At 67.6% G+C, this 24805-nt stretch carries 26 protein-coding genes and 1 tRNA gene; 9 read left to right on the top strand and 18 right to left on the bottom strand.

The window, feature by feature from the left end; genetic code table 11:
* Nucleotides 1–161: 161 nt before the first annotated feature.
* From ABN273_RS05585 to ABN273_RS05540, 10 genes are all read right to left on the bottom strand, one after another.
* The gene (locus tag ABN273_RS05585) at nucleotides 162–821 is read right to left on the bottom strand and encodes a C39 family peptidase (RefSeq protein ID WP_349447541.1); all 660 of its coding nucleotides are present in this window, start codon (nucleotides 819–821) and stop codon (nucleotides 162–164) included.
* Nucleotides 755–1051: a hypothetical protein gene (locus ABN273_RS05580; RefSeq protein WP_349447540.1), complete on the bottom strand. Its 297-nt coding sequence runs from the start codon at nucleotides 1049–1051 to the stop codon at nucleotides 755–757. Before ABN273_RS05580 ends, ABN273_RS05585 begins: the two co-directional genes overlap by 67 nt.
* 20 nt (nucleotides 1052–1071) lie before the next feature.
* Nucleotides 1072–1287, bottom strand: coding sequence for a hypothetical protein (locus tag ABN273_RS05575; protein ID WP_349447539.1), 216 nt, complete (start codon nucleotides 1285–1287; stop codon nucleotides 1072–1074).
* A gap of 636 nt (nucleotides 1288–1923) precedes the next feature.
* Complete coding sequence (locus ABN273_RS05570; protein ID WP_349447538.1) at nucleotides 1924–2310, bottom strand: hypothetical protein; 387 nt, start codon at nucleotides 2308–2310, stop codon at nucleotides 1924–1926.
* Between the two features lie 173 nt (nucleotides 2311–2483).
* The gene (locus tag ABN273_RS05565; RefSeq protein WP_349447537.1) at nucleotides 2484–3383 is read right to left on the bottom strand and encodes an RNA polymerase sigma-70 factor; all 900 of its coding nucleotides are present in this window, start codon (nucleotides 3381–3383) and stop codon (nucleotides 2484–2486) included.
* Nucleotides 3384–3452: 69 nt separating this feature from the next.
* Entirely contained in the window at nucleotides 3453–4631 is a 1179-nt protein-coding gene (locus ABN273_RS05560; protein ID WP_349447536.1) for an NAD(P)/FAD-dependent oxidoreductase, read from the bottom strand.
* A gap of 681 nt (nucleotides 4632–5312) precedes the next feature.
* On the bottom strand, nucleotides 5313–5759 hold the full coding sequence (locus tag ABN273_RS05555; RefSeq protein ID WP_349447535.1) for a hypothetical protein: 447 nt from the start codon (nucleotides 5757–5759) through the stop codon (nucleotides 5313–5315).
* A gap of 38 nt (nucleotides 5760–5797) precedes the next feature.
* Nucleotides 5798–6658 carry a helix-turn-helix domain-containing protein gene (locus tag ABN273_RS05550; RefSeq protein WP_349447534.1) on the bottom strand — a complete coding sequence of 287 codons (861 nt, stop codon included), beginning with the start codon at nucleotides 6656–6658 and terminating at the stop codon, nucleotides 5798–5800.
* A gap of 6 nt (nucleotides 6659–6664) precedes the next feature.
* The gene (locus ABN273_RS05545; protein ID WP_349447533.1) at nucleotides 6665–7129 is read right to left on the bottom strand and encodes a DUF6879 family protein; all 465 of its coding nucleotides are present in this window, start codon (nucleotides 7127–7129) and stop codon (nucleotides 6665–6667) included.
* A 31-nt stretch (nucleotides 7130–7160) separates the two neighbouring features.
* Entirely contained in the window at nucleotides 7161–7385 is a 225-nt protein-coding gene (locus ABN273_RS05540) for a hypothetical protein (RefSeq protein WP_349447532.1), read from the bottom strand.
* Nucleotides 7386–7563: 178 nt separating this feature from the next.
* Between ABN273_RS05540 and ABN273_RS05535 the strand changes: the two genes are divergently transcribed.
* The gene (locus ABN273_RS05535; RefSeq protein ID WP_349447531.1) at nucleotides 7564–7782 is read left to right on the top strand and encodes a hypothetical protein; all 219 of its coding nucleotides are present in this window, start codon (nucleotides 7564–7566) and stop codon (nucleotides 7780–7782) included.
* Between the two features lie 329 nt (nucleotides 7783–8111).
* On the top strand, nucleotides 8112–8429 hold the full coding sequence (locus tag ABN273_RS05530; protein WP_349447530.1) for a hypothetical protein: 318 nt from the start codon (nucleotides 8112–8114) through the stop codon (nucleotides 8427–8429).
* Nucleotides 8430–8457: 28 nt separating this feature from the next.
* Here ABN273_RS05530 and pyrE read toward each other — a convergent pair whose 3' ends face one another.
* The 6 genes from pyrE to ABN273_RS05500 all read right to left on the bottom strand — a co-directional run bounded on the left by pyrE (nucleotide 8458) and on the right by ABN273_RS05500 (nucleotide 14156).
* Entirely contained in the window at nucleotides 8458–9039 is a 582-nt protein-coding gene (gene pyrE / locus ABN273_RS05525) for an orotate phosphoribosyltransferase (protein WP_349447529.1), read from the bottom strand.
* A gap of 72 nt (nucleotides 9040–9111) precedes the next feature.
* Nucleotides 9112–9879 (bottom strand): hypothetical protein, encoded by a 768-nt coding sequence (locus tag ABN273_RS05520; protein ID WP_349447528.1) that lies wholly within the window; start codon nucleotides 9877–9879, stop codon nucleotides 9112–9114.
* A 56-nt stretch (nucleotides 9880–9935) separates the two neighbouring features.
* A complete protein-coding gene (locus tag ABN273_RS05515) occupies nucleotides 9936–11423 on the bottom strand; it encodes a terminase large subunit domain-containing protein (RefSeq protein ID WP_349447527.1) in 1488 nt (495 codons plus the stop codon).
* Nucleotides 11410–11901, bottom strand: coding sequence for a hypothetical protein (locus ABN273_RS05510; RefSeq protein WP_349447526.1), 492 nt, complete (start codon nucleotides 11899–11901; stop codon nucleotides 11410–11412). The genes ABN273_RS05515 and ABN273_RS05510 overlap by 14 nt, the downstream gene beginning before the upstream one ends.
* Nucleotides 11902–12472: 571 nt before the next feature.
* Nucleotides 12473–13636: an AAA family ATPase gene (locus tag ABN273_RS05505; RefSeq protein WP_349447525.1), complete on the bottom strand. Its 1164-nt coding sequence runs from the start codon at nucleotides 13634–13636 to the stop codon at nucleotides 12473–12475.
* A gap of 304 nt (nucleotides 13637–13940) precedes the next feature.
* Nucleotides 13941–14156, bottom strand: coding sequence for a helix-turn-helix domain-containing protein (locus tag ABN273_RS05500; protein WP_349447524.1), 216 nt, complete (start codon nucleotides 14154–14156; stop codon nucleotides 13941–13943).
* 111 nt (nucleotides 14157–14267) lie between these two features.
* Here ABN273_RS05500 and ABN273_RS05495 point away from each other — a divergent pair, with 111 nt between their 5' ends.
* The gene (locus ABN273_RS05495) at nucleotides 14268–14969 is read left to right on the top strand and encodes a helix-turn-helix domain-containing protein (RefSeq protein WP_349447523.1); all 702 of its coding nucleotides are present in this window, start codon (nucleotides 14268–14270) and stop codon (nucleotides 14967–14969) included.
* Nucleotides 14966–16237 carry a tyrosine-type recombinase/integrase gene (locus ABN273_RS05490; protein ID WP_349447522.1) on the top strand — a complete coding sequence of 424 codons (1272 nt, stop codon included), beginning with the start codon at nucleotides 14966–14968 and terminating at the stop codon, nucleotides 16235–16237. The genes ABN273_RS05495 and ABN273_RS05490 overlap by 4 nt, the downstream gene beginning before the upstream one ends.
* A gap of 100 nt (nucleotides 16238–16337) precedes the next feature.
* Here ABN273_RS05490 and ABN273_RS05485 read toward each other — a convergent pair.
* Nucleotides 16338–16423 (bottom strand) — tRNA-Leu (locus ABN273_RS05485).
* A 341-nt stretch (nucleotides 16424–16764) separates the two neighbouring features.
* Between ABN273_RS05485 and ABN273_RS05480 the strand changes: the two genes are divergently transcribed.
* Nucleotides 16765–17355, top strand: coding sequence for a hypothetical protein (locus ABN273_RS05480; protein ID WP_349447521.1), 591 nt, complete (start codon nucleotides 16765–16767; stop codon nucleotides 17353–17355).
* A gap of 241 nt (nucleotides 17356–17596) precedes the next feature.
* Nucleotides 17597–19561, top strand: coding sequence for a chaplin family protein (locus tag ABN273_RS05475; RefSeq protein ID WP_349447520.1), 1965 nt, complete (start codon nucleotides 17597–17599; stop codon nucleotides 19559–19561).
* 119 nt (nucleotides 19562–19680) lie between these two features.
* On the opposite strand, the gene ABN273_RS05470 is transcribed toward ABN273_RS05475, so the two are convergent.
* Nucleotides 19681–19866, bottom strand: a complete 186-nt coding sequence (locus ABN273_RS05470; RefSeq protein WP_055508738.1) for a DUF5703 family protein — start codon at nucleotides 19864–19866, stop codon at nucleotides 19681–19683.
* Nucleotides 19867–20058: 192 nt separating this feature from the next.
* Here ABN273_RS05470 and topA point away from each other — a divergent pair, with 192 nt between their 5' ends.
* From topA to ABN273_RS05455, 3 genes are all read left to right on the top strand, one after another.
* Complete coding sequence (gene topA / locus ABN273_RS05465) at nucleotides 20059–22740, top strand: type I DNA topoisomerase (protein ID WP_349447519.1); 2682 nt, start codon at nucleotides 20059–20061, stop codon at nucleotides 22738–22740.
* A gap of 163 nt (nucleotides 22741–22903) precedes the next feature.
* Entirely contained in the window at nucleotides 22904–24127 is a 1224-nt protein-coding gene (locus ABN273_RS05460) for a metallophosphoesterase (RefSeq protein ID WP_349447518.1), read from the top strand.
* A 74-nt stretch (nucleotides 24128–24201) separates the two neighbouring features.
* On the top strand, nucleotides 24202–24747 hold the full coding sequence (locus tag ABN273_RS05455; RefSeq protein WP_349447517.1) for a helix-turn-helix transcriptional regulator: 546 nt from the start codon (nucleotides 24202–24204) through the stop codon (nucleotides 24745–24747).
* The last annotated feature ends 58 nt before the right edge of the window (nucleotides 24748–24805 follow it).

Genomic DNA, 24805 nt, shown 5'->3' with positions numbered 1-24805 from the left:
CGGAGCGGGGGGAATACCGCCGCCAGGTCACCGAGTTCGAGCCCGGCCGCTACCTGCCGGTGCGGTAACCGCAGGTCAGCGGCGTTTTGTAGAGCGCGACGGCAAGGGGCGCAACGACGGCGAACCGTTGCGCCCCATGCTTTTGATCATTCCTGCGCCGTCTACCTGCTGATGTCGAGATAGCCGATCGGGTCGGCCGCCTGGCTCAGCGCCTTCACCGGGACCGTGTGGTTGCCGTTGGAGCGGTTGTTGGCCGGATCCCACACGGTGACCGTGCGCTTGACCTTGTCGTACCCGCGCACGGTGACCATGTGGGTGTTCGGCGCGCCCGCCACCTTCCCGTACGGCATGCGGTCGGCGTCCACGATGATGGCGGTCGCCCGCTTCAGCACGCCCACGTCATAGGCGATGTTGTTCAGCAGGGCCGCGGGGTCCTTGGTCTTGCCCCAGACCATGGTGAAGCCCTTCTTGTTGACGTAGGAGTTGAAGACCAGCCGGATGTTCTTGCTCGGCGTGCCCTTCTTGTTGTCGGTCTTCATCTCCCTGGCCAGCTGCTCCTGGGTGCGGCTGTAGCCGTAGGTCCGCAGGATGACGCTCATCGTGGCGGGGGCGCACCACATGCCGTACTTCTGCCGTACCGCGGGGTGCGAGACAGAGGCCTTGGCCGGGGCGAGCAGCCCGAGGTCCTGCTTCGTCGAGACGCTGGGCGAGGTACTGGGCGTGGGGGTCGGTACGGCGTGTGCGGGAGAGGCGGTCAGCAGCGCCCCGGAAGCGGAGGCGGCGACGGCGGCGATGGCCAGGGCACGTGCGGTGGTGCGCAAAGGGGAAACTCCAGAGGAACTCGACTGACTTGGCCGGGCCGGTTGGCCCGGCAGGGGGACTGGAAGTAGGCGGAGAACCGGTCGGTGGCCGGCCATGTCGTGACCGCGCTCGCGGCCTGGTTGAGCAGCGGGTCGATGCCGGAGCAGCTGGGCGTGCTGCCCTCCTGCCTCCGGTTGAAGAGCGCGGCGAAGGTGAAGGCGTTCACGCCGGTCTCGGGAACGGCGAACATCCGGTCGATGGAGGTGGCGTTCAGGATGCGCTCGGTCTGTCAAAGATCAGCTCGAACCTGGCCAGGTCGGCGGCCGAGGCGATCCAGCCGCCGTGCGCGGCCATGTTCTCCAGGTTGAACGCGCCGTTGGGATAACTCACCGTGCCGCCTGAGGCGTTCATCACATTCGTACCCGTGGCGCTGGAGTCGTAGGTGACCTCGCCGGCGGCGCGGGTGAGCGTGCGGCCCGGCCGCATCCTGCCGATGCCGAGCGGCGAGAAAGGCTTTGCTGCGCACGCAGGTCGCGTACGGCAGGCCGCTGATCTTCTCGATGACCTGCTCGAGCAGCAGGTAGTCGAAGTTGCCGTAGGCCACCGAGCTTCCGGGGGCGAAGTCCAGCTTGCGGCCGGTGACGTGCTTGCTCGCGGTCCAGGTGATCTTCATGCCCGCCAGGCCGGTGGCCTGTGCGGGCTCGGCAGCCGGCGCGGTCGGGACGAGGGCGGCGTCACCCGCCACGAGGAGCTGCCGACGGCTCAGCTCGGTCACGTTTTGCCCTTCCGAATTGCATGGAATGGGAGCAAAGTTACCAGTGATGCTTTATGACAATCCACGTGAACCAGGTCTCTCGAGTGAACCCCGGGGTGACACTGTGTGATCTGGCAACAGTGATCCGCCTGGCCGGACGGGAGCGGCCACCGCTTGCGCGGTCCACCTGTCGGTACGCAAGTTCCGCACCCATGCCGCGGAACTGCTGGATGGTCTTGCCGCCGCGACCCGTTCCAGGTCGCTATCCGAGCCGAGGAACGCGGATGATGGTGAGAGCCTGGCGCGCGCCTGAGCGGTGGCTCACCGGGTGAGGGCGAGAACCTCGTGTCCCGCCGCACGCAATGCTTTCAGCAGCGGGCGACGGCGAATCCGGCCAGCGAGACGACGAGCGCGTCCGACCAGATCAGGGAGAAGATCAAGGTGGCGCCGATGCCGATCTGGAGCTGCTGGAAGTTCTCGGCCCGGGTATGCCAGCCCCTCCTTGAAGCCCTGCCGCCAGGAGGGGGAGCGCAGCCGCCAGCCCAGTTCCCGCTTGGCCTTGGCGTTGGAGAAGCCGCGCCCGTCGCCTTGAGCTTCACGACCAGGACGGTGGCGCTCGCCGCGTCGTCGAGATGCACCCACGAGCTGTGGCCGGCGCCGTCCCCGACGACCGGGTACTGCCGTCTGCGCAGGAGTTCGACTTGATCGTCGGTGGCGCCCGGCCCGTAGAACGCGCCGTACCGCAGGACCGCCATGTCGCCGGACGTCAGGCGGAATCGACCGCTATTCCCGTTGTGTTCCTCGTGCACATCAACGGCTGCGGGGAGACCACCCGGCCCGCCTCCAGCACCCTGGATAAGGGGCGTCGGGCAGGGCGGCCGGCGGCTCGGAGGCGGCCAGGCCCGCGACACTGGTTCTGATCACGGCATCAGGGGAACGCCAGGCCGTTGTCGGGGGTGAGGCCGCCGAGCTTGTCGGGGTTGACCTGGAAGCGCAGATTCTGGATGTGGCCGTCGACGAGGTCGAACGACAGGGCGCCGACGGTGTAGCCGTCGAGGGTGGCCAGGATGCCGAGCTCGCCGTTGATGACGGCGGGCTCCATGGTCAGGGCGGCCAGCTCGGGCTTGGCCAGGAAGCCCACGATCCAGCGCGCGACGTGGTCGGTGCCGTGGAGGGGGCGGCGGGCGGCGGTGACCTTGCCGCCGCCGTCGGACCAGGCGGTGACATCGGGGGCGAGCAGTTCCATCACGGCGTTCAGGTCGCCGCCCGCGCAGGCCTTCATGAATTGTGCGGTGATCTGCCGGCGTTGTGCCTCGTCGGTGTCGAAGCGGGGGCGGCGGGCCTGGACGTGCTCGCGGGCGCGGTGGGCGATCTGGCGGACCGTCGGCTCGGGGCGTTCGAGGGTCTCGGCGATCTCGGCGTGCGAGTAGCCGAAGACCTCGCGGAGTAGGAAGACGGCGCGTTCGACGGGGCTGAGGGTTTCCAGGACGACCATCATCGCGATGGAGACGGTGTCGGCCAATTCGGTATCCGTGGCGATGTCGGGGGAGGTCAGGAGCGGTTCGGGGAGCCACGGGCCGACGTAGGTCTCGCGCGTGGCCCGAGCTGAGGTGAGGCGGTTCAGCGACAGGTTGGTGACCGTTCGCACCAGGTAGGCCTTGGGGTGGTGGATCGCGTCGCGGTCGGCGGTGCTCCAGGTGAGCCATGCGTCCTGGAGGACGTCCTCCGCGTCGGTGACGCTGCCCAGCATGCGGTAGGCGGTGGCGAACAGCAGGCGCCGGTGTTCGATGTAGGGGTCCTGCTCGGCCTTGTCGTCGATCACGATCACCGGCTCATGTTTCCAGCGCCGTCACCTGGGCGGCAAGACCGAGATCACGGCGCTGGGAGTCGGTGCCCGTCATGCCGCGAGCTTGCGGGTGGCGCGGCCGCCCTTGGAGACGATGGTGGTGACGTTGATGTGCTTGCTGAGCCGGTAGGTCGTGAGGGGGCTGCCGCTGACCATCTCCTTGTAGGCGACGGCGGCCCGTCCGGTGAGGTACCAGCGGCCGGGGGTGTCGTCGGCCTTGGTGAACTGGACGACCGCGTCGCGGCGGCCCAGGCTGACCGGCTGGTGGAAGTAGCCGAAGCGGAACGGCTGGACGGCCTTGCCGCACAGCAGCCGCGCGATGGTGTCGGCGGTGTACTGGGCGGTGGGCAGGCCGCTCTGGCAGGTCCCGTGGATCTGCCCCCAGGCCAGGCGGACCGCTGCGGCGTCGCCGACGGCGTGGATCTCCGGGTGGGACACTGATCGCAGCGTGGCGTCGACCAGGATGAGGCCGCGGTCGTCGGTGGCGATCCCGGCGTCGGCGGCGAGCGGCGACACCTTGACGCCAGTGGTCCACAGGCAGGCGTCGGAGTGGAGGAGCCGGCCGTCGGCCAGTTCGACGGCGTCGGGCAGCACCTTCGTGACGCGGGCGCCGGTCTCCAGGGTGACGCCGAGGCGTTCCAGCGCGCGGTAGAGGTAGGCGCGGGCCTTGGCACCCATCATGCCGCCGGGCTCGTCCAAGCTGATCAGCGTGACGTTCAGGCTCGGGTGGCTCTCGGCGATCTCGGTGGCCGCCTCGATGCCGGTCAGGCCGCCGCCGCAGACGGTGACGGTGCCGCCGGCCTTGGCGATCTCGGTGAGCCGCTCGGCGAACCGGCCGGCGATCTGCGGGTTGTTGAGGGTGAACGTGTGGATGTCGGCGCCGGGGACCTTGCTGGTGTCGGTCGAGCTGCCCAGCGCGTAGACGAGCGTGTCGTACTCGAGGGTCTGGGCACCGTCGACGGTGATCTGCCGAGCCTCGGGGTCGATGGCGGTGGCGGCGCCCTGGACGAACGTGACGCCGGTCCCGGCGAGCAGGTCGGGGATCTGGTGGTCGGCCAGTTCCTGCCCGGCTGCGATCTGGTGCATCCGCAGCCGTTCGACGAACCGGCTCGAAGGGTTGACCAGCGTGATCTTCACGCCGGTCCGGCGGGTGCGGTGGGCCAGCCGGATGGCGCTGAACATGCCCGTGTAGCCGGCGCCGAGGACGACAATGCGGTGGCCGTTGTTCATTTCGTTCTCCCAAGGTCGGGCACCGGTTTCGGTGCCGGTGACGTCCATGGGACAAACAGCCCGTACCAGGCGTGACAGGTCGCAGATGTGAACCACATCACATCGCGCCACGCTCGGTGCCACGTCGTATCGGTCGACCGGCGATCCAAGCAAGGGCTTCACCGCGGAGGCGGAACGGCTCCGCTCAGCGATCACTCGGACGATCAAACGGACCGGCAGGATCTCGAGGCCTCGCGCGCTTGGCAGCTGAATCGCGCCAAGGCGTCAGCACCATCCCGAAACGGCTCGCCGAGGAGGAGATCGCCGCCATGGCAGCCACATCAGGAGACCTGCGCCGGGCGTTGTGCGGGACAGATCCGTTGGACAAGGCGGAGGTGTACGGCGAGCTTGAACTGCGCCTGACCTGCGAACCGGCCCAGAATGCAGTAATCGCCCGGGCTGAGCCCGGGCGATCATGTAACAAAGTGTGTCCGAGGGGGGACTTGAACTCTCGGCACCCGGGGGACATCCGGGGGCATCCGGATACCTAGAAACATGCCGTGAGCTGCTCCAAAGCGGTTTCCGATCTCCGGCAGGTGCATCCAAGAACGCCCGGATACATAGGCGGCAGTATCACGCGAAGTATCACGTGAGGAATCAGACGGAACCGTGCTGTCGCCTCCGCTGATGTCGGTGAGAAGGCTAGGAGGGCGGTTGCTGATCGGTCGCTGTGAGGTCCTCTCCGGGGGCTAGGAAACGGTCGGCACCGTCAGCGGCGTCAACGTACCCGGTGGCATCGACGGTGATCGCCGTGGCTCCCCCCTTCTCTGTGATCAGCCAAGCAAGGACCTGTTCAGTTAAGGGCGTCCCACCAGGTCCTTCGTCTTTCCAGTAAACGCGCCATCCGCCGCCGGGGAGCACGGCCGCGACTTGGTCGGCTCTTTCGAGATGGGAGAAGTCCGGGTAGTCGATGACCGGGCGCATGGCACCACGCTGGGAATCGACGACCAGCGCGGCCCCTGTGACCGGGTCCCAGGCTTCCACGTCCACTGTGCGACCGGTCTCGGTCTCAGTGCCAGTGAAGATGGCAACCCAGCCCGTCCGGTTGAAGTAGTGGATGCTCGACACGAAGCCATTGTTCTGGATCATGGTTTCCTCAGTTAACCAGCGGACATCGAAGACGTGGATCAGGCGTCCCCGTCCAGCGCTTGAATCGCAGCAGTGATCAGGGCGCGGGCGGCTTTGCCGTAGACCGCCAGAGCGGCGAGTTCCTTGAAGGCACCGGCGTACAGGGCGACCTCGTGGGGTTGTGTGATCGTCAGATGGCCGGAGACAAGCTCGACGGTGACCTCAGCGTCGTCGAACATGAAGAACCCCTCAGCCGGCCACATGGCGGACCGGTCGGCGTCGAGAGGGATGATGCCGAGCGACATCGAGGGCAAGGCACTCACGGTGAGTAGGTGGCCCAGTTGGCCAGCCATGACCTCGGCACCTCCGATGGGGGCGCGTAGCACGCTCTCCTCCAAGATGACCGCGAACCGATGATCGCCATCATGGAGAACGTGCTGCTTGTCCACGCGCACCTGAATTGCTTCCTCTACGTCGTTCGGCAGGCCGCGACGGCGCATGAGGGCGGAGAGGATCGCGGAGATGTAGGCACGGGTTTGTAGAGGCCCGGGGATGAGCTTGGAGGAGTAAATGCGGAAGTGGCGTGTCCTCTCCCATCGAGGCACGACCGCCTCCTGAGCCTTCTTCAGCCCAGTACGTTCCATGTGCCGCCACTCGACGAACATCCCCTCGATTGCCTCAAGGGAGGCCACCAGGTCAGGTGCTTGTTCCGGCACCCCGCAGTGGCGGCACCAGGTGCGGATATCGGCGGGGGAAGGGGTGCGCTGGGCATGCTCGATACGGCTTACCTTCGACGAGTGCCAGCCTGCCAGCCGCGCGAGATCGCGACCGGACAGGCTGGCCTCGCGTCGGATGCTCCGGAGACGAGCGCCCATCACTTCGAGCGCCTGTTGGGCGCTGGACGAGGGAAGCGTGCTCATGGACAGTCAGACGGGCCGGTAGTCCTCGTGGGGAACGGCGCGTTGCCAGACGGCCTCGAACGCCTCAGCACACAGCTTGGTCACCGGCTGGTCGGTGATGATTTCGCTGTCCACCTTGTCGCCTTCGCCGCTGAAATGGTGAATGAGCAGGGTAGTGCCGTCGAACAACCAGAAGTCGTTGCCGGGCAAGGCCAGGTCGGTCGCCCTACGGCGGGGAAGCCAACGAACCTGCTCGCCGGCCCGGAGATTAGGCACGGTGATGTCGTACTCGTACCTGATGTAGCTGCTGACCGGCTCGGAGACGATCCGCGCCCGTCGTACTTCCACACCGCGAGCAACCGCGTTCACGACGTTCTGGAGCCACGGGCGCCACCATGAAGAACGGTCGTCGAGATCGATGCGGTGGCCCGCCTTCCACGCATCGAACTTGGGATCGTTCAGGGTGTACGCGTCGCGCATCTCAAGGTGCACGGCGGAGTGCTGGCAGTCGGCGAGGAGCTGTTCAAGCGTCCGTCCGGCTGGCACCGGCTACCTCCGGGAAGAACTGCATCATGCGCTTGGGGAAGCGGATTACCGTTTCCCCCTTTGGCAGGTCGCCGACCTGATCGAGGACGGCTGGCTCGTTGATGACGAAGCCTTGGAGGATGTAGTCGTCGCCGTCCTCCCAGACAGTGGGTGAGTCGCCGTCGGGGCTGTCGGGGTCCTTACCGAGGAATCGCAGTGCCATGAGGTCCTCCTACGGGGTTGGACGTGCTGTGCTTGAGTTTGCGTGCAGGGATGACCAAGCTCAAGATGTTTGCCAGAGATTGCCGTGCGTCTTCTAGAGCGGCCTCCTTATTTCGCCCTCTGTCAAAGACGAGCAACCTCGTTGAGGTGCGGTATCACGCGTTCTTACCGTCGCGGTCATGCCCTCCGAACACGGCTCTCATCTGGAACGCGAGCGCAACGCCACGTCGGCCCCGATGCTCCTGGAGTTCGACACGTGGCGAGTCGGCGACATGTTGCACGGCAGGCACCGCGCGTCCGGTGACCTCATCGAGGCGGATACCCCTCGGCGGCTTGCGCTGTTGGCGATGGCCAAGAGCGTGGTTCATACCTGGCGGGAGGCGGAGACTTCCCAATGACCGCCCCGCAACGATCGGTGGACATCGCTGCCGAGAGCCTCGCACCGCTGCGAGTCCCATACGTCATCGCATGGTCCGGCGAAGCCATCGAACACCGCCTGTTGTTCGCTAAGCGGCACCCTTTCGGGGACGTCCGGCTCACATATGCCGATCCGCGCCCGTCCGATTGGACGTGCGGGATACTTCGCGCCCGTATCCGCCAGAACCGGCGCGGTCAACCACTGTGGCGGATGCTGAATGTCAGACGTCAGTGGCTGGCCATGCTTCGCGGCCTGTGCCAGGTCTGCGGGAAGACCGGTAGGGACCCACGAACCGGGCGCATGTGGTGGGTGATCACCGAGACCGCGTTCCGCGCGATGAGCCAAGACAGCGGCCTCACCAACGCCCCGCCCACCTGCCCCGCATGCATACCCGAGTCGCTGGCCTACTGTCCCCAGCTCCGCAAGAACTCAGCCGTCTACACCGCCGTCAGCGCCGAACCGGCCGGAGTCCTGGCCGATACCTTCACTCCCGGTCCGGGCGGCACCGCAATCCACACCGGGCACAATATCTACGTCGGATTCGATGAATTCGCCCGGCAGGCATCCTGCCTCGCCCTGCAAATGGTCGTCCGGTTGGACGGCATGCGCCTGGAGTCGATCCCTTGATCGAGGAACTGGCTGCCGGTCCTGTGGGTCAACTGGTCGTGCGCAGGTCGGTGGCTGTCAACAGTGACGAAAGGCTGATGCCTTCTGCGGCCAGCGCTGCCGCACCTCCCTGTTCCCTGTCGATGACGCACAATGCCTCGCTGATCTGGGCTCCTAGGCTGCGCAGATCGGCGGTGGACAGGACGATCTGGCCGCCACTGGTGACGACGTCCTCAACCACCAGAACCCGCCGTCCCGCCACATCGGCACCTTCGGCGAGGCGGCAGGTCCCGTACGTCTTGGCCTGCTTACGGACGAACGCGCATGGCAGGCCGGTGTGCCGACCGAGGGCGGTGACCACCGGGATCCCTCCCATCTCAAGCCCAGCCAACACCTCGATGTCCCCCGGGACCAGAGGAGCCATTGCCCGAGCGATGTCATCTAGCAGAACAGGGTCGCCCTCGAACTTGTACTTGTCGAAGTACTCGGTGGCGGTACGTCCTGAGCGGAGCACGAAGTGGCCAGTGAGGTGGGCTGAGGAATGAATCCTGCGGGCTAGGTCGGAGCGCGTCACAGGCACCAAGTCTCCCAGATAGCCGCGATATCCCCGCAGAACAGACGATTTGGCCATGAGAACTCACCTACAGAACCATGGCCCCGAGCACGGCGCATGGAGTGCGGACGCGCTCGGGACCACCCACCATCACCGCGCAGTGTGACCGCCGGGGAACTCGCTGCCTGACCGGCCACCGGTCTTCACGAGCTGGCCATTGACGATTGCCATCCCGGTGGAATTGGCCTCCACGTCGGCCAGCCGCTCGTTCCTGCGCAGTTCTCCTGCGGGGTTGTCGGTGAGCCGCTGGACGTGGTTCCGCGCCTCCGACAGGGCACGCTTAACGATCTCTCGCGACTCGCCGGTCTTGATCCTCAGCCGAGCCGCCGCGCCCTGGTCACCAGACAGGGCATCGGCAAGGCCGCGCTCGATGCCGTCGAGGATCTCCGCCGCGACGCGGGGGTGGACCTCTCGGTCGGTTCCGGTGCGGACGTAGACGGGCCATTCGGTGCGGAGCGCGATCAAGGTCGCAACGTCCTTGTTCGCTGCCGCGTCCTTGATCAGGGCGCGCACGTCCATGCCCTTGTCGAGCAGCGCCTTGGCGCGCGACCACGCGCTCTGGCGCTTGACCTCGTCGAGCAGCTCCCGCTGCGGGTCGCCCGGCGCGGATGCCTGCTTGTCGAGCCAGGTCGTGATGTCCTGCACCGCGCGGTCGGCCTCGCGCTCGATCTGGTCGAGCTGGGCTGTGGCCTCCTCGCGGAGCTTCTCGGCCAGCTTCTCCCGGTGCTCGATGGAGTAGCGGGCGTCACGAGACGTCGCACCGAGGGCCGTCACGAGGCCGTTGCGGACGGCGGTGACCTTCACCGGCAGGGCGTCGAGGTCGGTCTTGCGGAACTGGATGTCCATGGGGATGGCCATGGTCTTCTCCTTCTTCGTAGGTTTCCTGATCGGCTGGCCGCCGTGTTTCGGGCGGCTCACCATGCGGTGTTGTCGGCCTGCGACCCGGCAGGCCAGGTGTAGGAGGCGGTGTGCCAGGCCAGCGGCCAAGCGTCCACCGGTACCCGCACTCCCAGCCGCGTCACGGTGTGGTCCACGTCGGCGACCCGTCGCCACGCCTCTCCGGGCATGGGTCTGACGCAGGAGATCGCCTGCATGAGAGCGAGCACGAGATCGTCATGTCCGGCGCGCGCCGGTACCTCGATCCGCAGGGACCCGCCCGGCATCTGCTCGAACTCCAGGCTGCGGAGCTGCTTGAGCAACTCCGGAATACGCGGCAACACGAGCTGACCGCGCTGCAACATCACCTTGAGCTTGCCGAAACCGGCCTGCTTACGGCGGTTGTCGGTCCAGACGCCCGCTACGCCGTAGACGGCTCCTACGACGGCCAGGCGCTCGCGAAGCTGCTCGGTCGGATACGCCCCCACGCCGTTGATCTCCGACGCGACCACGTGCAGGCCGTAGGCCCGCCCGGCCGTGCAGATCCGCTCGATCCACTCCCCGTAGGGGCAGCGGTAGGCGTACTCCAGCCACGGCACGAAGTAGCGCAGCCCGTCCTTCGGGTCGTTCAACCCCTTGTCGTCGAGCGGGGCCACCAAGCACAGGGCGTTGGCGTCGCGGCTCACGCCCCAGTCCACGCCGGCCGCCACGATGTAGGGCCGTGCGTTCCGGGTCACCTGCCCCACCTCGTCGGGCGGCAGCAGGCGGTAGTCCGCCGTAGCGCTCTCGATCTCCTCGACGGTGAAGTACGCCCCCGCCTCGTCGGTCCACTTCGCCAGGTACTCGCGCTCGAAGTAGTCGTCTCCCTCCCGCGCGCGGATCTCCTCGAGGAGCCTCTGATCCACCAGCGGGCTTGTGCTGGAGGGCCAGTGCCAGGAGGCGTACATCTCGTCAGGGGCGTCCATCCCGCGCGACCACAGCACCCGGAAGAAATGATCGGCCGTTCCCCACGGCGAGGAGCACAGGATCACTCGTGACCCGGGTCGGGCGATGATCACGGGCTCCGCCGCCCGCCAGATGTCCGGGTCGATGAACCCCGCCTCGTCGAGCACAAGGAGGTCAACGGCCCATCCCCGGATCTGCCGCTGCGAGGCGGGCACGCTCATGATGGTGGAGCCGTTCGACAAGGTGACCTGCGACTTGGTCTCGTCGAGCACCGAGCCGGCCAGCAGCGGCGAGGAGGTCGCCAGGGTGGCCACCTCGTCGAGGAGCCGCTGAGCGGCCACCTCCCCCGCACTCACGACCAGCACCCGGCTACCCGGCGTCGAGAACGCCTGATGCAGGCAGAGCACGGCCAAGAGCCTCGACTTGCCCACCTGACGCCCCGCGCAGATCACCCGGTACCGCGCCGTCGAGCGCGCCACCTCACACTGGTGAGGCCACAACTCCGCCCCGACCAGCACCCGCGCGAACACCTGCGGATCACGCCGAGCGGCCCTGAGCGTCTCCCGATCAACCCGCGTCATGTCGTACCTCCTCGTCGGCTTGGCCGTCGTCGAGCCCCGCCATCAACCTGGCCACGTCCACCGACGCGGCGGCCACATCACGCCCCAACCGCGCACGGGACAGCGGATCAAGCCCCAACCGCGCCCGCTGACTGGCCGCCGCGCTCTCCCACTTGCGAAGTTGCTCGTCCCAGCGCACGCAATCCGGACACGAGCGGCACCCGCCCGCCTCGTGATCGCTCAGGTGCTCCGCGAGGAGTTGCACGCGCGCCTCCGCTCGCCCCCACGCCCACAGCGCGGAGCGATAGGCGGGCTGACGCAGGAACGACACGGCGTCGTCGGCAAGCACACCCTCGACCAGCTCGACCGCCAACGGGTCAACCCGGCGCGGAGAGTACGCACCGTGCCGCATGCTCAGCTCGTGACCCGGCTGAAACGGCGGACGCTGCCCAGGAAACGCCGGAACCCACACCCGCCCGTGCTCTGACATCTCGCTCATGCCGCCCCCGATCCCTCGTCGAGCGGAGACTCGGCGTCCGCACGCCTCAGCGGCACGAGCACGGCTCGACGATGGTGGCGCGGATCATAGGCGGCCAAGAACCACATCAACGCCTTAAGAAGGGCCTCAGCCTCAGCCGGGAGGCCGCTCTCGTTGAGGACTGTGAAGTACCTCCGGGACAGGGTGGGGGACAAGGAGTCCCCGACAGGCTTGGCGCTGACCTGGAGAAACGCTGACAATTCCAGCGCAGCGAACCAACCGTGATACTTCATGGCGGTATCAAGGGCCTCGGAGCGCCTCGCGCGCGCGGCATTTCTACCGATCACGGAGACGGCAGGCAGGGGCCTGTGACGCCTCTCGTGTGCTCGTCCGCTCTCGTCCCCCTCTATAAGGGGGGGACGAGAGACGAGACTCGGGCTCGGACGAGACGGGACGAGACTGGGGACGAGAGCCCTGTGCTTTTGACCTGCTGATACGGGGTCCGATATGGGACCTGGGGACGAGACGGGACGAGCAAAAGTCTCGTCCTTGATCTTGATGCGTGGGGACGAGAGTTCGCGGTGCGTGTGGATCACCTCTCCTCCTCGGTGAATGGCTTGATGATGCGGTGCATCTGCGCGTTGCCCTTCCTCTGGACCTCGATGAACCCCTCGTCCAGGAGGCAGGCGACGGCGGCTCGTACGTGTTCGGCTTTGCCTTGTACGCGGTCCTCGATGTCCCGCTTGCTGAGTGGTGCGCCTGCGCGGGCGAGCGCGTCGGACACCTTGCGCATGAGGCCGGTTGGCCGGAACTTGTCGCTGCGGTCGTTTGCCGGAGGCTCGATGGAGACCTCGACGAACAGCTCGTCGTGCGAGGTGACCACGAGATCCCCGAACCATCGGCGACCGTCGGAGGACGGCAGGGAATGCCTCCGGAGCTGCCCCGGACGGTCCTTGCTGATGTAGATGCCGCTTCGGCCAGTCACGCCCACGCCGAAGGGCTTGCGGTTCTCCAGCGTGTACATGGCCCCGTTGAGGCCGTTCAGCTTGTGGACGCCGCCGAGCGCGTAGCGGCCTCGCCCCTCCCGGTCCTTGACGACGTGGTCAAGGCTGACGACCGCTGGTCCTGCTTCTGTCAGAGGTCGGACCAGCATGCGCCCGAATCTGGCGATGTCCTTGTTGTCGAGCGGGTTGAGGCCGTGCATGGTCATGGCTTCGGTCACGCCGTCGAGCGTGACAAGCGTGGGGCGGAGGTCGCCGAGCGCTTGGACGAGCGTCGAACGCGCGTGAAGGGTGATGGGCTCTTCGGGCCGGATGTAGATGAAGCGAGCTCTGATCTCCTCCGCCGTCAGACCTATGGTGAGCAGCCTGCCGACCACACCGCCCTCGTCGTCTTCGAAGTCGATGAAGACCGTCGCGTGGCCGGCGCGGATCTCGTCGGCGTGCGCCGAGAGCTGAAGCCAGGTCTTGCCCGCTTCGGACTCGGAGGCGATCACGTGGCCACGTCCCGGGTAGAACAGACCGACCTCGTCATCACGCTTCCCGACTGTGGGGCGCAGCGGCTCGTAAGACCCGCTCAGAACAGCAGCGAGGTCAACGGGACGCCACGTGGACGAGATGGGCGGGTTCTCGTCCGGAGTGTCCTGCTGGGCGGCCTCCTCTGCATCCGTGTGCCCGTCACACTGGCAGTAGGCGGCCACCTCCTGACACCGCGTGCAGAACGGCGGAGCGCTGAACACGCCGTCCAACGGGTTCACGCCACCCTCTCCGCTGCCGCGCTGACGAACCGCTCGACCAGCTCCCACGTCTGCCACCCGGCCGACCGGCAACGCTGGATCTCGGCGACCAACTCGGCGCGGCTGAGGCCGAATGAGCTGGGGGCGGCAGAAATCGCGAGACAGTCGAGGGGGTCATGGTGACCGCAGATCAGAGGGGCTACGCGGTGTGACGCCATGCGGCGCGCTACCGTGGAGTAGTCGTTGGACTTGGTAGGTGCATCGACATGCTGACGGCCCTGGGAGGTGGTGCTCCCGGGGCCGCACACTTTGGTGGGGCGCATCATCAGGCGGCGCTCCCGTCAAGGTCCATGAGCGCCTGCGCACGGAGCCAGGCCACGGGCACGCGGTAAGTAGCGCCGACCTGGACGGCAGGGATCTGGCCGTCCCTGATCGCGCGGCGAACGGTTCGCTCGTCGGCCCCGAACAGGCCAGCCGTTTCGGGGACCGTCGCGAACAGACGACCGTCGAACGGGTCGGAACCGGTAGCGGTCTTCAACACTTCACCTCCTTGTCGATTTGCACAGATGGGTGCGCATATCAACGAACAACATTGCGGCGATCTTAGGGACATCTAGTGACATTCGGCAAGTAGACAAATAGACTTGTCGATATGCACAGTAAGATTGACGATGGAGACCGAACCCCCAGCGACGTTGTGGGACGGCAGATCCAGGTCCACAGAGACAGGCTCGGCATCACCCGAGAGCAGCTCGCGGAGGAGTGCGCGAAGTTGGGTGCTCCCCAACTGACCTTCGCCGCGCTGACCAACATCGAGACCGGCCGGAAGAACCCGAAGACTGGGGTCAGGCGACGTGAGATCAGCGTGGACGAACTGCTCGTCATCGCCTACGCCCTCGCGGTCCCGCCCCTTCTCCTGCTCTTCCCCCTGGAGGGCCCGAAGCCTGCACTGACGCCGCCTCACTGGAAGGGAGGGCTGAACCCCTACGCGGCGTGGAGGTGGGCCATGGGGGAGGAGCCCCCCGGTCACATGCAAGAGGACGGGCAGGCGCGCGCTGACTTCTCCACGATCGCCAAGACAGGCAAGGATCGTTTCGAGGCGTGGCGGGAGGTCGTTTATCCCGTCGAGCTGTACCGCTCGCTGCGTGACGCGGAGGAAGTCGTCAGAGCGCGGAAGGATGCCGAGTCCCGGGCCGCAGCCTTCGTCGAGCTTGCAAAGGTCCTCGACCAGATGATCAAGGCGGGCATTTCTGTGCCTGCCTACACCTCCGATTGGGCGGAGGAGATCCGCGCAACAGGTGTCATTCGGCACCCGCAGGCGCTTCAGGCGCTCGACCCCGAGGAGAACGAGTGAGCAGCAAAGATGAGAAGAAGCCCCGGCGGAGGTCCCCCGGCGAGGGCGGCGTCTTCGAGTACAAGCTTGCCAACGGCAAGACGCAGTTCGGAATCAAGTTCATGGTTCCTCAGCCGGACGGGACCAAGAAGCCCGTTCTCCGTCGTCGAGACGAGGGAGGCAGGCCGTGGACGACGAGGGCGGCGGCTCAGAAGGCTGTGCGTGAGGCCCTGTCCAAGGTGGACAAGGGCGAGTTCATCGAGCCGTCCAAGCAAACCACGGGCGGCTACCTCGACGACTGGGTGAACGGCCTGCGCAAAGCTGACAGCACTGTCGCCTCGTACAAGAAGAACATCCGGCTGCACCTCAAGCCGTACATCGGCAGCATCCCCCTGGCCTCCCTCACCTCCGCGAAGATCACGGCGCTGTACGTGATGTTGGAGAAAGAGGGCATGCGCAACGGCAAGGGAGAGCTGATCGGCGAGGGTCTGTCCGCGCGTACGGTCCGTTACATCCACACCATCCTGCGGTCGGCGCTACAGGCCGCCGTGGGTGCCGAGCCTGCCCTTCTCGCCAAGAACCCCGCGGACAAGGCCAAGCCGCCGACCGCGAAGGAGGCCAAGGCCCCCGAGATGCACCCGTGGAACGACGAGCAGCTCCGGACCTTCCTCGACTGGTCGCGGCATAACAGCGCCCTCCACAGTGCGTGGCTCGTGCTGGCCTATACAGGCATCCGGCGCGGTGAACTCCTCGCGCTCCGCTGGCGGGACCTCGACCTCGACAAGGGCAAGATGAGCGTTCGGCGGTCGGTCGGGCTGATCAGGGTGAAGGGGGAGGGGAAGAAGATCCAGGAGGGCACCACGAAGAGTTGCAAAGCCCGCGTGATCGACCTCGACCCCGCGACGGTGGCGCTCCTTCGTCAGCACAAGAAGGAGCGCGGCGGCTTGGCCCTCAAGCTCGCCCAGGGCGACGCTCTCGTGTTCGGTGACCATGAGGGCGTGTGGCGGCACCCTGAGCGGTTCAGCCGCACGTTCAAGGAGCATCTCGCCCGCTGTCGTAGGGAACTGGCCAAGCAGGGGATCGAGCCGCCGACCGACATCCGGCTCCACGACCTCCGCCACACGCACGCCACGATCATGCTGATTGCCGGCGTGAACCCGAAGATCGTGAGCGAGCGCCTCGGGCACTCCACGGTGAGCATCACGCTCGACATCTACTCGCACTGCCTCCCGACGATTCAGCGTGAAGCCGTCGAGAGGTTCGCCGCCATCATGGGCGGCAACGGCTGATCAAGGCCGGGAAGTATCAGAGCAGTATCACGGCTCGTTCTGGTGGCGAAAAAGCAAAAGCCCCGAGCCTGTGACCTGCACAAGCTCGGGGTCTCCTGGGTGTCCGAGGGGGGACTTGAACCCCCATGCCCATCACTGGGCACTAGCACCTCAAGCTAGCGCGTCTGCCTATTCCGCCACCCGGACTTGGTGCCTGCACGCGAGACCGTCATCTCGCGTCGGCTCAGTAAGGTTAGCAAACTCTGGGGACTGCGTCATACCGAGAATCTCCGGGGCTGAGCAGTGGCTCAGTGACATGCGCGGCTCGAGGTTCTGATGGGGCTTCTGTGGCCTGCGGCTGGTGTACGGGGGAGGGTATTGGGGCAGTTGGGAGCGGTTTGGGCTAAGGGGAGTTGGTGAATTTCTGGCTCTCAGGTGAAAAGCCCTTGCGACAACCTTGAGTGCTGCTACGGTTACGGACCGTTGAGGGGTGAGTCCACGGACCGGCCTCACGGCATGAGGCCGGTTCTGGAATTGCGGGAGGTCACGTGGCACGCGCGGTGGTGTTGCAGCTGGGGGCGAAGGCCCTCGGTGCGCATCGCCTGCCCGTGACCGTCCCGGCGCAGGGCGCGACCACCGATCGGGTTGACCGGATGGCGCGGTTCGCGGCCGGTGCCCGTCGGCTCGTCGTGCGGGCAGTCACGATTGGTGCCCTGGTGGCCGCCGGGTGGTTGCTTGCTGTCGTGTTCGGCATGCTCATCGCCGACCCGGCGGCCGCCGAAACAGCGGTGACCGCAGATGTGACTGCGGTGAGTGACGCCGTGGCGCCTCAATCCCTCATCCACCCGGACCGTGTCTCGGAGTCGGACAACGCCGAGGCCATGGCCGGGCGTACGGTTGACGGGCTCAACAGCCAGCAGGATCCTGGCCTGCCAGCACCATCCACCGCCGGAAAGATCCTGGACACCAACGGCTTGGTGCCCAACGGCGGTGCCGGCGGCCTTTTCGGGGCCGCTCCGGGGGACGTCGCGAGGTCCGTGTTCGACCCGCGGCTCCAGGCGCGGCGCGCCCTCCTGGCGCGTGTGCTGCCCCCCGTTGTCCGCACAGCGGCGGACGACCCCTCCTTCTCGCCTGACTGACCCCCGCCCCCAGGTGCCGGTCTTCTTCCAGAACCGGTCACGAATCACGAAGTAGTGCGGCGGAGCGTGGTCTGACACCCCTTCGCCGGCGGGTGAAACACGTCAGTTCAGCTGGTTCGCGAAGTTGATCCGAGGTCTCCGCTGTGCGCGAAATCTCGTACGACCTCGGCTGCCCGCGAACCGTTCAGCTATCTCCCAAGTTCAGGTATCCCCCCAAGAAGAACCACTAGGAGCATTCATCATGCGTACGTGGGCAAAGGCATCTACTCCTGCGGCCCTGCTCGCAGTGGCCGCCATGTCGTTCGGCGGCGGCGGCACCGCGCTGGCCGACACCTCGGGCGACGGGTCCGTCGGCGGCGGCAACCAGGTCAACCTGCCGATCTCCCTTCCCATCGACATCAGCGGCAACTCCCTCGCCGCGGTCGGCTCGTCCGAGGCCTCCTCGCAGGGCGGCGCGACGGTCGTCAACAGGGGCGGCAACTCCAACAGGACCTCGGGCGACGGGAGCGTGCTCGGCGGCAACCAGGTGAACGCGCCCATCAGCGCCCCGATCAACGCCTGCGGCAACGCCGTCTCGCTGATCGGCAAGTCCGACGCGGGCTGCAAGGGCGGCGCCACCGTCCGTAACCAGGGCAAGGGCGGCGCGGGCGGCAACCGCACCTCGGGCGACGGCAGCGTGCTCGGCGGCAACCAGGTCACCGCGCCGATCAGCGCGCCGCTGAACGTCTGCGGCAACGCGGTGGCGATCTTCGGCGGCGCGACGGCGGGCTGCAGGGGCGGCTCCAGCGTCCACAACACCGGGACGGGCGCGGGCGGCAACCGCACCTCAGGCAACGGGAGCGTGCTCGGCGGCAACCAGGTCATCGCGCCGATCAGCGCGCCGATCAACATCTGCGGCAACTCCGCGGCGGTGGTCGGACGGGCGTTCGCGGGCTGCAAGGGCGGCTCCAGCGTGACCAACAACGGCGGCTCGCACGGCTACCACAAGGCCGTGGGCTCGACCGGCAACGACACTGACGGGCGCTTCGGGGTCGGCAGCGGCAACCAGGTCATCGCCCCGGTCAGCCTGCCCGTGGAGGTCTGCGGCAACGCCGCCGGCAACGCGGCCGCCGGGTGCAAGGGCGGCGCCAAGGTCGAGAACAGCGGCGGCGGCTCTGGGGCGGGCGGCAACGTCACCTCGGGCCGTGGCGGTGTGCTGAGCGGCAACCAGGTGATCGCGCCGGTCAGCGCCCCGGTCAACGTCTGCGGCAACGCGGCGGCCGTGCTCGGCCACGCGTTCGCCGGCTGCAAGGGCGGCGCCCGCGTGAAGAACGGCGGCAGGGGCGCGGGCGGCAACTACACGTCCGGCCGTGGCGGTGTGCTGAGCGGCAACCAGGTCATCGCGCCGATCAGCGCCCCGATCAACATCTGCGGCAACGCGGCCGCGGTGCTCGGCAAGTCCGAGGCCCACTGCAAGGGCGGGGCCAAGGTCAACAACACCGGGGGCGGCGGAAACTACACCTCCGGTCGCGGCGGGGTGCTCGCCGGCAACCAGGTGATCGCGCCGATCGCCGCTCCGGTCAACGTCTGCGGCAACGCGGCGGCCGTGCTGGGCGACGCCGCCGCCGGGTGCCTCGGCGGGGCGAACGTCGGCAAGCCGGGGCACGGGTACAACCACCTCGCCGGCGCCACCGCGACCAAGGAGGCCAAGCGCGGGCTGCTGCCCATGCTCCCCGCCGTCCCGGCGCTGGGCGGCATGCAGGACGTCGCCGGCGTCACGCAGAAGGTGCACGGCGTCGGCGGAGTCCCCCAGGAACTGGGCGTGACCTCGCTCCCGCTGGTCGAGGACGTCTCCAGGACGTTCGGCCTGCCGCAGCTGCCCGAGCTGCCCGGCCTGCCCGCCCAGGCGCAGGCCCCGGCCCAGCCGAAGAAGACCCGCGTCGCCGCCACCGCTGACGGCGCCCGGCGTCCCGCCACCTCGGCCGGCGCCGTGGCCGTGCTCGACCCGGCGACCCAGCTGGTGGCCTCCACCCCGGTCGGCGGTGCGGTCACCTCGGCCACCCGCGGCCTGCCGGTCAGCGGCCTGGGCCTGATGAGCGCCGAGCAGCCCGCCGGCCTCACCGGGATGAACTCGAGCTCCCTGCTGGCCCTGGTGCTCGGCTCGATGTTCGCCGCCTCGGCCGCGCTGTTCGGGACCGCCCGCCGGTTCCGGTTCGGCCGCAAGTAAGGGAATCAGACAGTACACATACAAAGTTCGGCTACTGCTCACAGCCTGTGAGTAGTCAGCGATAGACGCTTTGCCCGTTCCGGGGGCGCGGCCCGGGACGGGCAAAGCCATACCCATGTTCAGAGCGTGCTGCGTACCCGCATGACCTTGCGGCGTAGCCGTACGTGACGGCTCCCGTCAGGGTGCACGCGTACGCGGGCGAGCTCCCACTGGCCGTACTCTGCGTGTTCGGTCAGCAGTTGACGTGCTGCTTCGCGAGTGAGGTCGCGTGGAATGAAGATATCCATGTAGGAGTAGTCGAGCACAACGATTAGTCTCCAGGGTGAGTCAGGGCGCCATGCCGCTCGATGGGCCTTATTCTGCGTGCTTGTGGGTGGACCCGGAAGCTAGTGGGTAGCCCGCGGGGGAAGGAAATTTCCGCGAGTCGGGTTACCTTTCAGTCTGTGCCGACTCCCGGCAGGGGGATTTTGCAAGCGAACAGCGAGGTAGGAAGCAGCGTGCCAGCCAAGAACGGCAGCGCCGGCGGAACACGCCTGGTGATCGTCGAGTCGCCGGCCAAGGCGAAGACGATCGCCGGGTACCTCGGGCGCGGCTACATCGTCGAATCGAGCATCGGCCACATCCGCGACCTGCCGGAGAAGGCCGACGACATTCCCGAGAAGTACAAGGGCGCGCCATGGGCGCGGCTCGGGGTCAACGTCGAGCACGAGTTCGAGCCGCTGTACGTCGTCAACCCCGACAAGCGGTCGCAGGTCAACAAGCTGCGGCAGTTGCTGAAGGACGCTGACGAGCTCTATCTGGCCACTGACGAGGACCGCGAGGGCGAGGCCATCGCCTGGCACCTGCGCGAGGTGCTCAAGCCCAAGGTCCCCGTGCACCGCATGGTGTTCCACGAAATCACCCCCCAGGCCATCCAGGATGCCGTGGCCAACCCGCGCGACCTCAACCTCCGCCTCGTGGACGCCCAGGAGACGCGGCGTATCCTCGACCGTCTCTACGGTTACGAGGTCAGCCCGGTCCTGTGGAAGAAGGTCAAGCCCCGCCTGTCGGCCGGTCGGGTCCAGTCGGTGGCGACGAGGCTGGTGGTGGAGCGGGAACGGGAGCGCATGGCGTTCACGCCTGCGCATTACTGGGACCTGCAGGCGCTCTTCGACACCAACAAGCCCGAGGAGCGGCCGCGCGACTTCACGGCGACGCTGACCGGGGTGAACGGCAAGCGGGTGGCGCAGGGACGCGACTTCGCCAGCACGGGGCAGCTCAAGAACGCCGACGTGCTCCACCTGACCGAGGCCGCCGCGGGTGAGCTGGCCGGCAGGCTCAGGGATTCGTCGTTCGCGGTCAAGTCCGTCGAGCGCAAGCCGTACACGCGTAAGCCCTACGCGCCGTTCCGGACGACCACATTGCAGCAGGAGGCCAGCCGGAAGCTGGGGTTCTCCGCGAAATACACGATGCAGGTGGCGCAGCGGCTCTACGAGAACGGCTTCATCACCTACATGCGTACCGACAGCATCACGCTGTCGGAGACCGCGGTGGCGGCCGCGCGGTCGCAGGCGATCAAGCTGTACGGCGCCGCGTACGTGCCCGACAAGCCGCGCGTCTACAGCAGCAAGGTGAAGAGCGCGCAGGAGGCGCACGAGGCGATCCGGCCGTCGGGTGAGGAGTTCCGCACACCGGGCGAGACCGGGCTGTCCGGCGACATGTTCCGGCTGTACGAGCTGATCTGGCAGCGGACCGTGTCCTCGCAGATGAAGGACGCGGTCGGCGAGTCGGTCACGGTCAAGGTGAGCGGCAGGTCGTCCGGGGGCGAGGACGTCGAGTTCAGCGCGTCCGGACGGACGATCACGTTCTACGGGTTCCTCAAGGCGTACGTCGAGGGGGCCGACGATCCCTCGACCGACCGCGACGACTCCGAGAAGCGGCTGCCGAACCTGGCGGAAGGCGACGCGCTCAGCGTGTCCAGGCTCGACGTGGCGGGCCACTCGACCAAGCCGCCCGCGCGTTACACCGAGGCGTCGCTGGTCAAGGAGCTGGAGGACCGGGAGATCGGGCGGCCTTCGACGTACGCCTCGATCATCGGGACCATCCTCGACCGCGGCTACGTGTTCAAGAAGGGCACGGCGCTGGTGCCGTCGTTCCTGGCGTTCGCCGTGGTCAACCTGCTCGAGCAACATTTCGGCAACCTCGTCGACTACGACTTCACGGCCGAGATGGAGAAGGTGCTCGACGACATCGCCAACGACCGGGCGGAGCGGGTGCCGGAGCTGCACCGCTTCTACTACGGTTCCGACGGCGACGAGGGGCTGAAGGAGATGGTCACCGATCTCGGTGACATCGACGCCAAGGAGATCAGCTCGTTCCCGGTCAAGGGCACGGACATCGTCCTGCGGGTCGGACGGTACGGCCCGTACCTGGACAGGGACGGCGCACGGGTCAACGTGCCCGAGGACATGACGCCCGACGAGCTGACGGCCGAGAAGGCCGAGGAGCTGTTCTCGCGGCCGACGGGCGACCGGCAGCTGGGGCACGACCCGGTGACCGGCAACATGATCGTCGCCAAGGACGGCCGGTACGGGCCTTACGTGACGGAGATCCTGCCCGAGGCGCCGGAGGAGGAGGCGCCCAAGAGGCGGACGAAGAAGGCCGACGCGCCCAAGCCGCGCACCAGCTCGCTGTTCAAGACGATGTCGCTGGACACCATCACGCTGGAGGACGCGCTCAAGCTGCTGACGATCCCCAGGGCCGTGGGCGAGCTGGAGGGCGAGGAGGTCGTGGCGTACAACGGGAAGTTCGGCCCGTACCTGAAGAAGGGGACGGACTCCCGGTCGCTGGCCTCGGAAGAAGACCTGCTGACCGTCACGATCGACCAGGCCAAGGAGCTGTTCGCGCAGCCCAAGCAGCGCGGGCGGCGGGCCGCTGCCGCGGCGCCGCTGCGCGAGCTGGGCGACGACCCCAACTCCAAGAAGCCCGTCGTGGTGAAGGAGGGGCGGTTCGGGCCCTACGTGACCGACGGCGAGACGAACGCGTCGCTGCGCAAGGGCGACACGGTCGAGGACATCACGATCGAGCGGGCGGCCGAGCTGCTGGCCGAGCGTCGTGAGCGGGCGCCGGCGCCCAAGAAGACCACTCGGAAGGCGCCCGCGAAGAAGCCCGCGGCGAAGAAGCCGGCGGCCAAGTCGTAGTGCACACTCCGCTACTGCAGCGGCCGCTGTAGCGCACACCCTGCTACTGCGGCGACCGCTGGAGCGCGCGGCTTTCGGATTTCGGAGCCGCGGGCCCCGGTCGCAGGGAGAACGCGACTTCCCGAGGCGCCAGAAGCGGCTGCCGGAAAGTAGCATCGATGACGTGATCGTCTTGGTGTTTGCGGGCTTGATCCTGCTTGCGCACTTTTATCTGTGGCATCGGATGGTGCGCTCCACGACCGGCCCTGGGCGGCTGCGTACGGCGCTGACCTGGTGCGTGGTGGGTCTGGCCGTCCTCGTGGTGGCGACGTTCGCGGGCACCCGGATGGAGCTCGGCCACTGGCTGGCCTGGCCCGGATACGTCTGGCTGGCCCTGATGTTCTACCTGCTGGTCTTCCTCGCGGTGCTGGAGGTGCCGCGGGCGGTGGCCGCGTTCTTCGTCCGCAGGGCGGAGCGGCGGGCGGCGCCCGAGCCGGAGCCCGTGCCGGCCGTGGCGGGCGGCCCGGCGCTCCCCGAGCCGGCGCTTCCCGAGCCCGCGCCTGAGACGCCCCCGCTGAGCAGGAGGCTCTTCCTCGGGCGGGCCACCGCCGCCGTCGCGGGCGTGGGGGCGTTGAGCACGGTCGGGTACGGCATGACGAGCGCACTCGGCGACCCCGTGATCGAACGGGTGAAGGTGGCGCTGCCGAAGCTGGATGCACGGCTCAGCGGCCTGCGGTTCGCCGTGGTGAGCGACATCCACCTGGGGCCGCTGACGGGCAGGGGGCACACCGAGCGGATCGTCCGCATGATCAACGGGCTCGAGGCCGACGTGGTGGCGATCGTGGGCGACCTGGTGGACGGGTCGGTCGCCCAGCTGGGGGCGCTGGCGCAGCCGCTGAAGAGTCTTGAGTCCCGCTACGGGGCATATTTCGTGACCGGCAACCATGAATACTTCGCCCCAAGCGGGCCCATGGAGTGGATCGAGGAGCTCGACCAGCTCGGCGTACGGTCGCTGCGAAACGAGCGGGTGGAGATCAAGCACCAGGGGGCCGTGCTCGACCTGGCCGGCGTGAACGACCTCAACGGCGAGTCCGCGGGCGACGGCCCCGACTTCGACAAGGCGCTGGGCGGCCGGGACACCGGCCGGTCCACCGTGCTGCTCGCGCACCAGCCGCTCCAGGTGGAACAGGCCGCACGGCACGGCGTCGACCTGCAGCTGTCCGGCCACACTCACGGCGGGCAGATCGTGCCGTTCAACTTCGTGGTGGGGCTGCAGCAGCCCGTGGTCTCCGGCCTGGCCACGGTCGACGGGGTGCAGGTCTACGTCACCAGGGGCGCGGGGTTCTGGGGCCCGCCCGTACGCGTCGGCGCGCCGCCGGAGATCACGATGCTTGAGTTGAGCACCTGACTTTGCGCGATCCGCTAGCCACATGCTGTCATCGTGGCGTAGAGTATCCGACCGGATACCAAGCGGAGGTGGGCATGGTCTCTTCGCCGATGGAGGCGGCACACGCCGCCTTCTGGGCCAAGCGCGGCGGGCTGCTGTTCAGGCAGGCCAGGCATGCGGCGAGCATGAACCAGCGGCTCCTGGCGAGCGTGAGCGGCACGTCGAGGACCACGCTGTCGGCCTACGAGCACGGCAGGAAGTCGCCGACGCTCGAGACCGCGGGGCGCATTCTCGACGCGGCGGGGTTCCGGCTGGCACTGGAGGCGAAGATCGAGTTCGCGGCTCGCGTGAGCGAGCGGCGGACGTTCTACGTGCCGAGCCGGTTGCGGCGGCTGCCGGTCGGGGCCGCGCTGGGCGTCGTGCGGCTCCGGGAGCGGGTGTACGACCTGGCCGACCGGGGCGCGCGCCGGGCCGCCTACACCCTGTTGCTGTGCGAGGGCGGGCCCCAGGAGCTGCTCGACCACGTGGACGGGGTGCTGCTCGTCGAGCTGTGGGACGAGCTGGCGCTGCCCGCGGTCATCCGTGCCGAGTGGGAGCCATTGGTGGAAGAGGCCAGACATGAGGCCGGAGTTATCAATTGATGACCTTTTTGAGGACCCATTCGAGGCGGGTAACCTGCGCGCGAGCCCGCGGACGTAA

The sequence above is a fragment of the Nonomuraea sp. B19D2 genome, assembly GCF_040137845.1.
Classification (GTDB): domain Bacteria; phylum Actinomycetota; class Actinomycetes; order Streptosporangiales; family Streptosporangiaceae; genus Nonomuraea.
Note: the sequence above shows the minus strand (reverse complement) of the source record. Positions and strands in the feature narration are given on the sequence as shown.

Coding starts and splice junctions, on each gene's coding strand:
- ABN273_RS05520 (WP_349447528.1), bottom strand. CDS start 9,879: ATGGCCATCCCCATGGACATCCAGTTCCGCAAGACCGACCTCGACGCC.
- ABN273_RS05580 (WP_349447540.1), bottom strand. CDS start 1,051: ATGTTCGCCGTTCCCGAGACCGGCGTGAACGCCTTCACCTTCGCCGCG.
- pyrE (WP_349447529.1), bottom strand. CDS start 9,039: ATGGCCAAATCGTCTGTTCTGCGGGGATATCGCGGCTATCTGGGAGAC.
- ABN273_RS05575 (WP_349447539.1), bottom strand. CDS start 1,287: ATGCGGCCGGGCCGCACGCTCACCCGCGCCGCCGGCGAGGTCACCTAC.
- ABN273_RS05570 (WP_349447538.1), bottom strand. CDS start 2,310: ATGGCGGTCCTGCGGTACGGCGCGTTCTACGGGCCGGGCGCCACCGAC.
- ABN273_RS05555 (WP_349447535.1), bottom strand. CDS start 5,759: ATGATCCAGAACAATGGCTTCGTGTCGAGCATCCACTACTTCAACCGG.
- ABN273_RS05550 (WP_349447534.1), bottom strand. CDS start 6,658: ATGAGCACGCTTCCCTCGTCCAGCGCCCAACAGGCGCTCGAAGTGATG.
- ABN273_RS05560 (WP_349447536.1), bottom strand. CDS start 4,631: ATGAACAACGGCCACCGCATTGTCGTCCTCGGCGCCGGCTACACGGGC.
- ABN273_RS05475 (WP_349447520.1), top strand. CDS start 17,597: ATGCGTACGTGGGCAAAGGCATCTACTCCTGCGGCCCTGCTCGCAGTG.
- ABN273_RS05540 (WP_349447532.1), bottom strand. CDS start 7,385: ATGGCACTGCGATTCCTCGGTAAGGACCCCGACAGCCCCGACGGCGAC.
- ABN273_RS05495 (WP_349447523.1), top strand. CDS start 14,268: ATGCACAGTAAGATTGACGATGGAGACCGAACCCCCAGCGACGTTGTG.
- ABN273_RS05535 (WP_349447531.1), top strand. CDS start 7,564: ATGCCCTCCGAACACGGCTCTCATCTGGAACGCGAGCGCAACGCCACG.
- ABN273_RS05455 (WP_349447517.1), top strand. CDS start 24,202: ATGGTCTCTTCGCCGATGGAGGCGGCACACGCCGCCTTCTGGGCCAAG.
- ABN273_RS05510 (WP_349447526.1), bottom strand. CDS start 11,901: ATGAGCGAGATGTCAGAGCACGGGCGGGTGTGGGTTCCGGCGTTTCCT.
- ABN273_RS05515 (WP_349447527.1), bottom strand. CDS start 11,423: ATGACGCGGGTTGATCGGGAGACGCTCAGGGCCGCTCGGCGTGATCCG.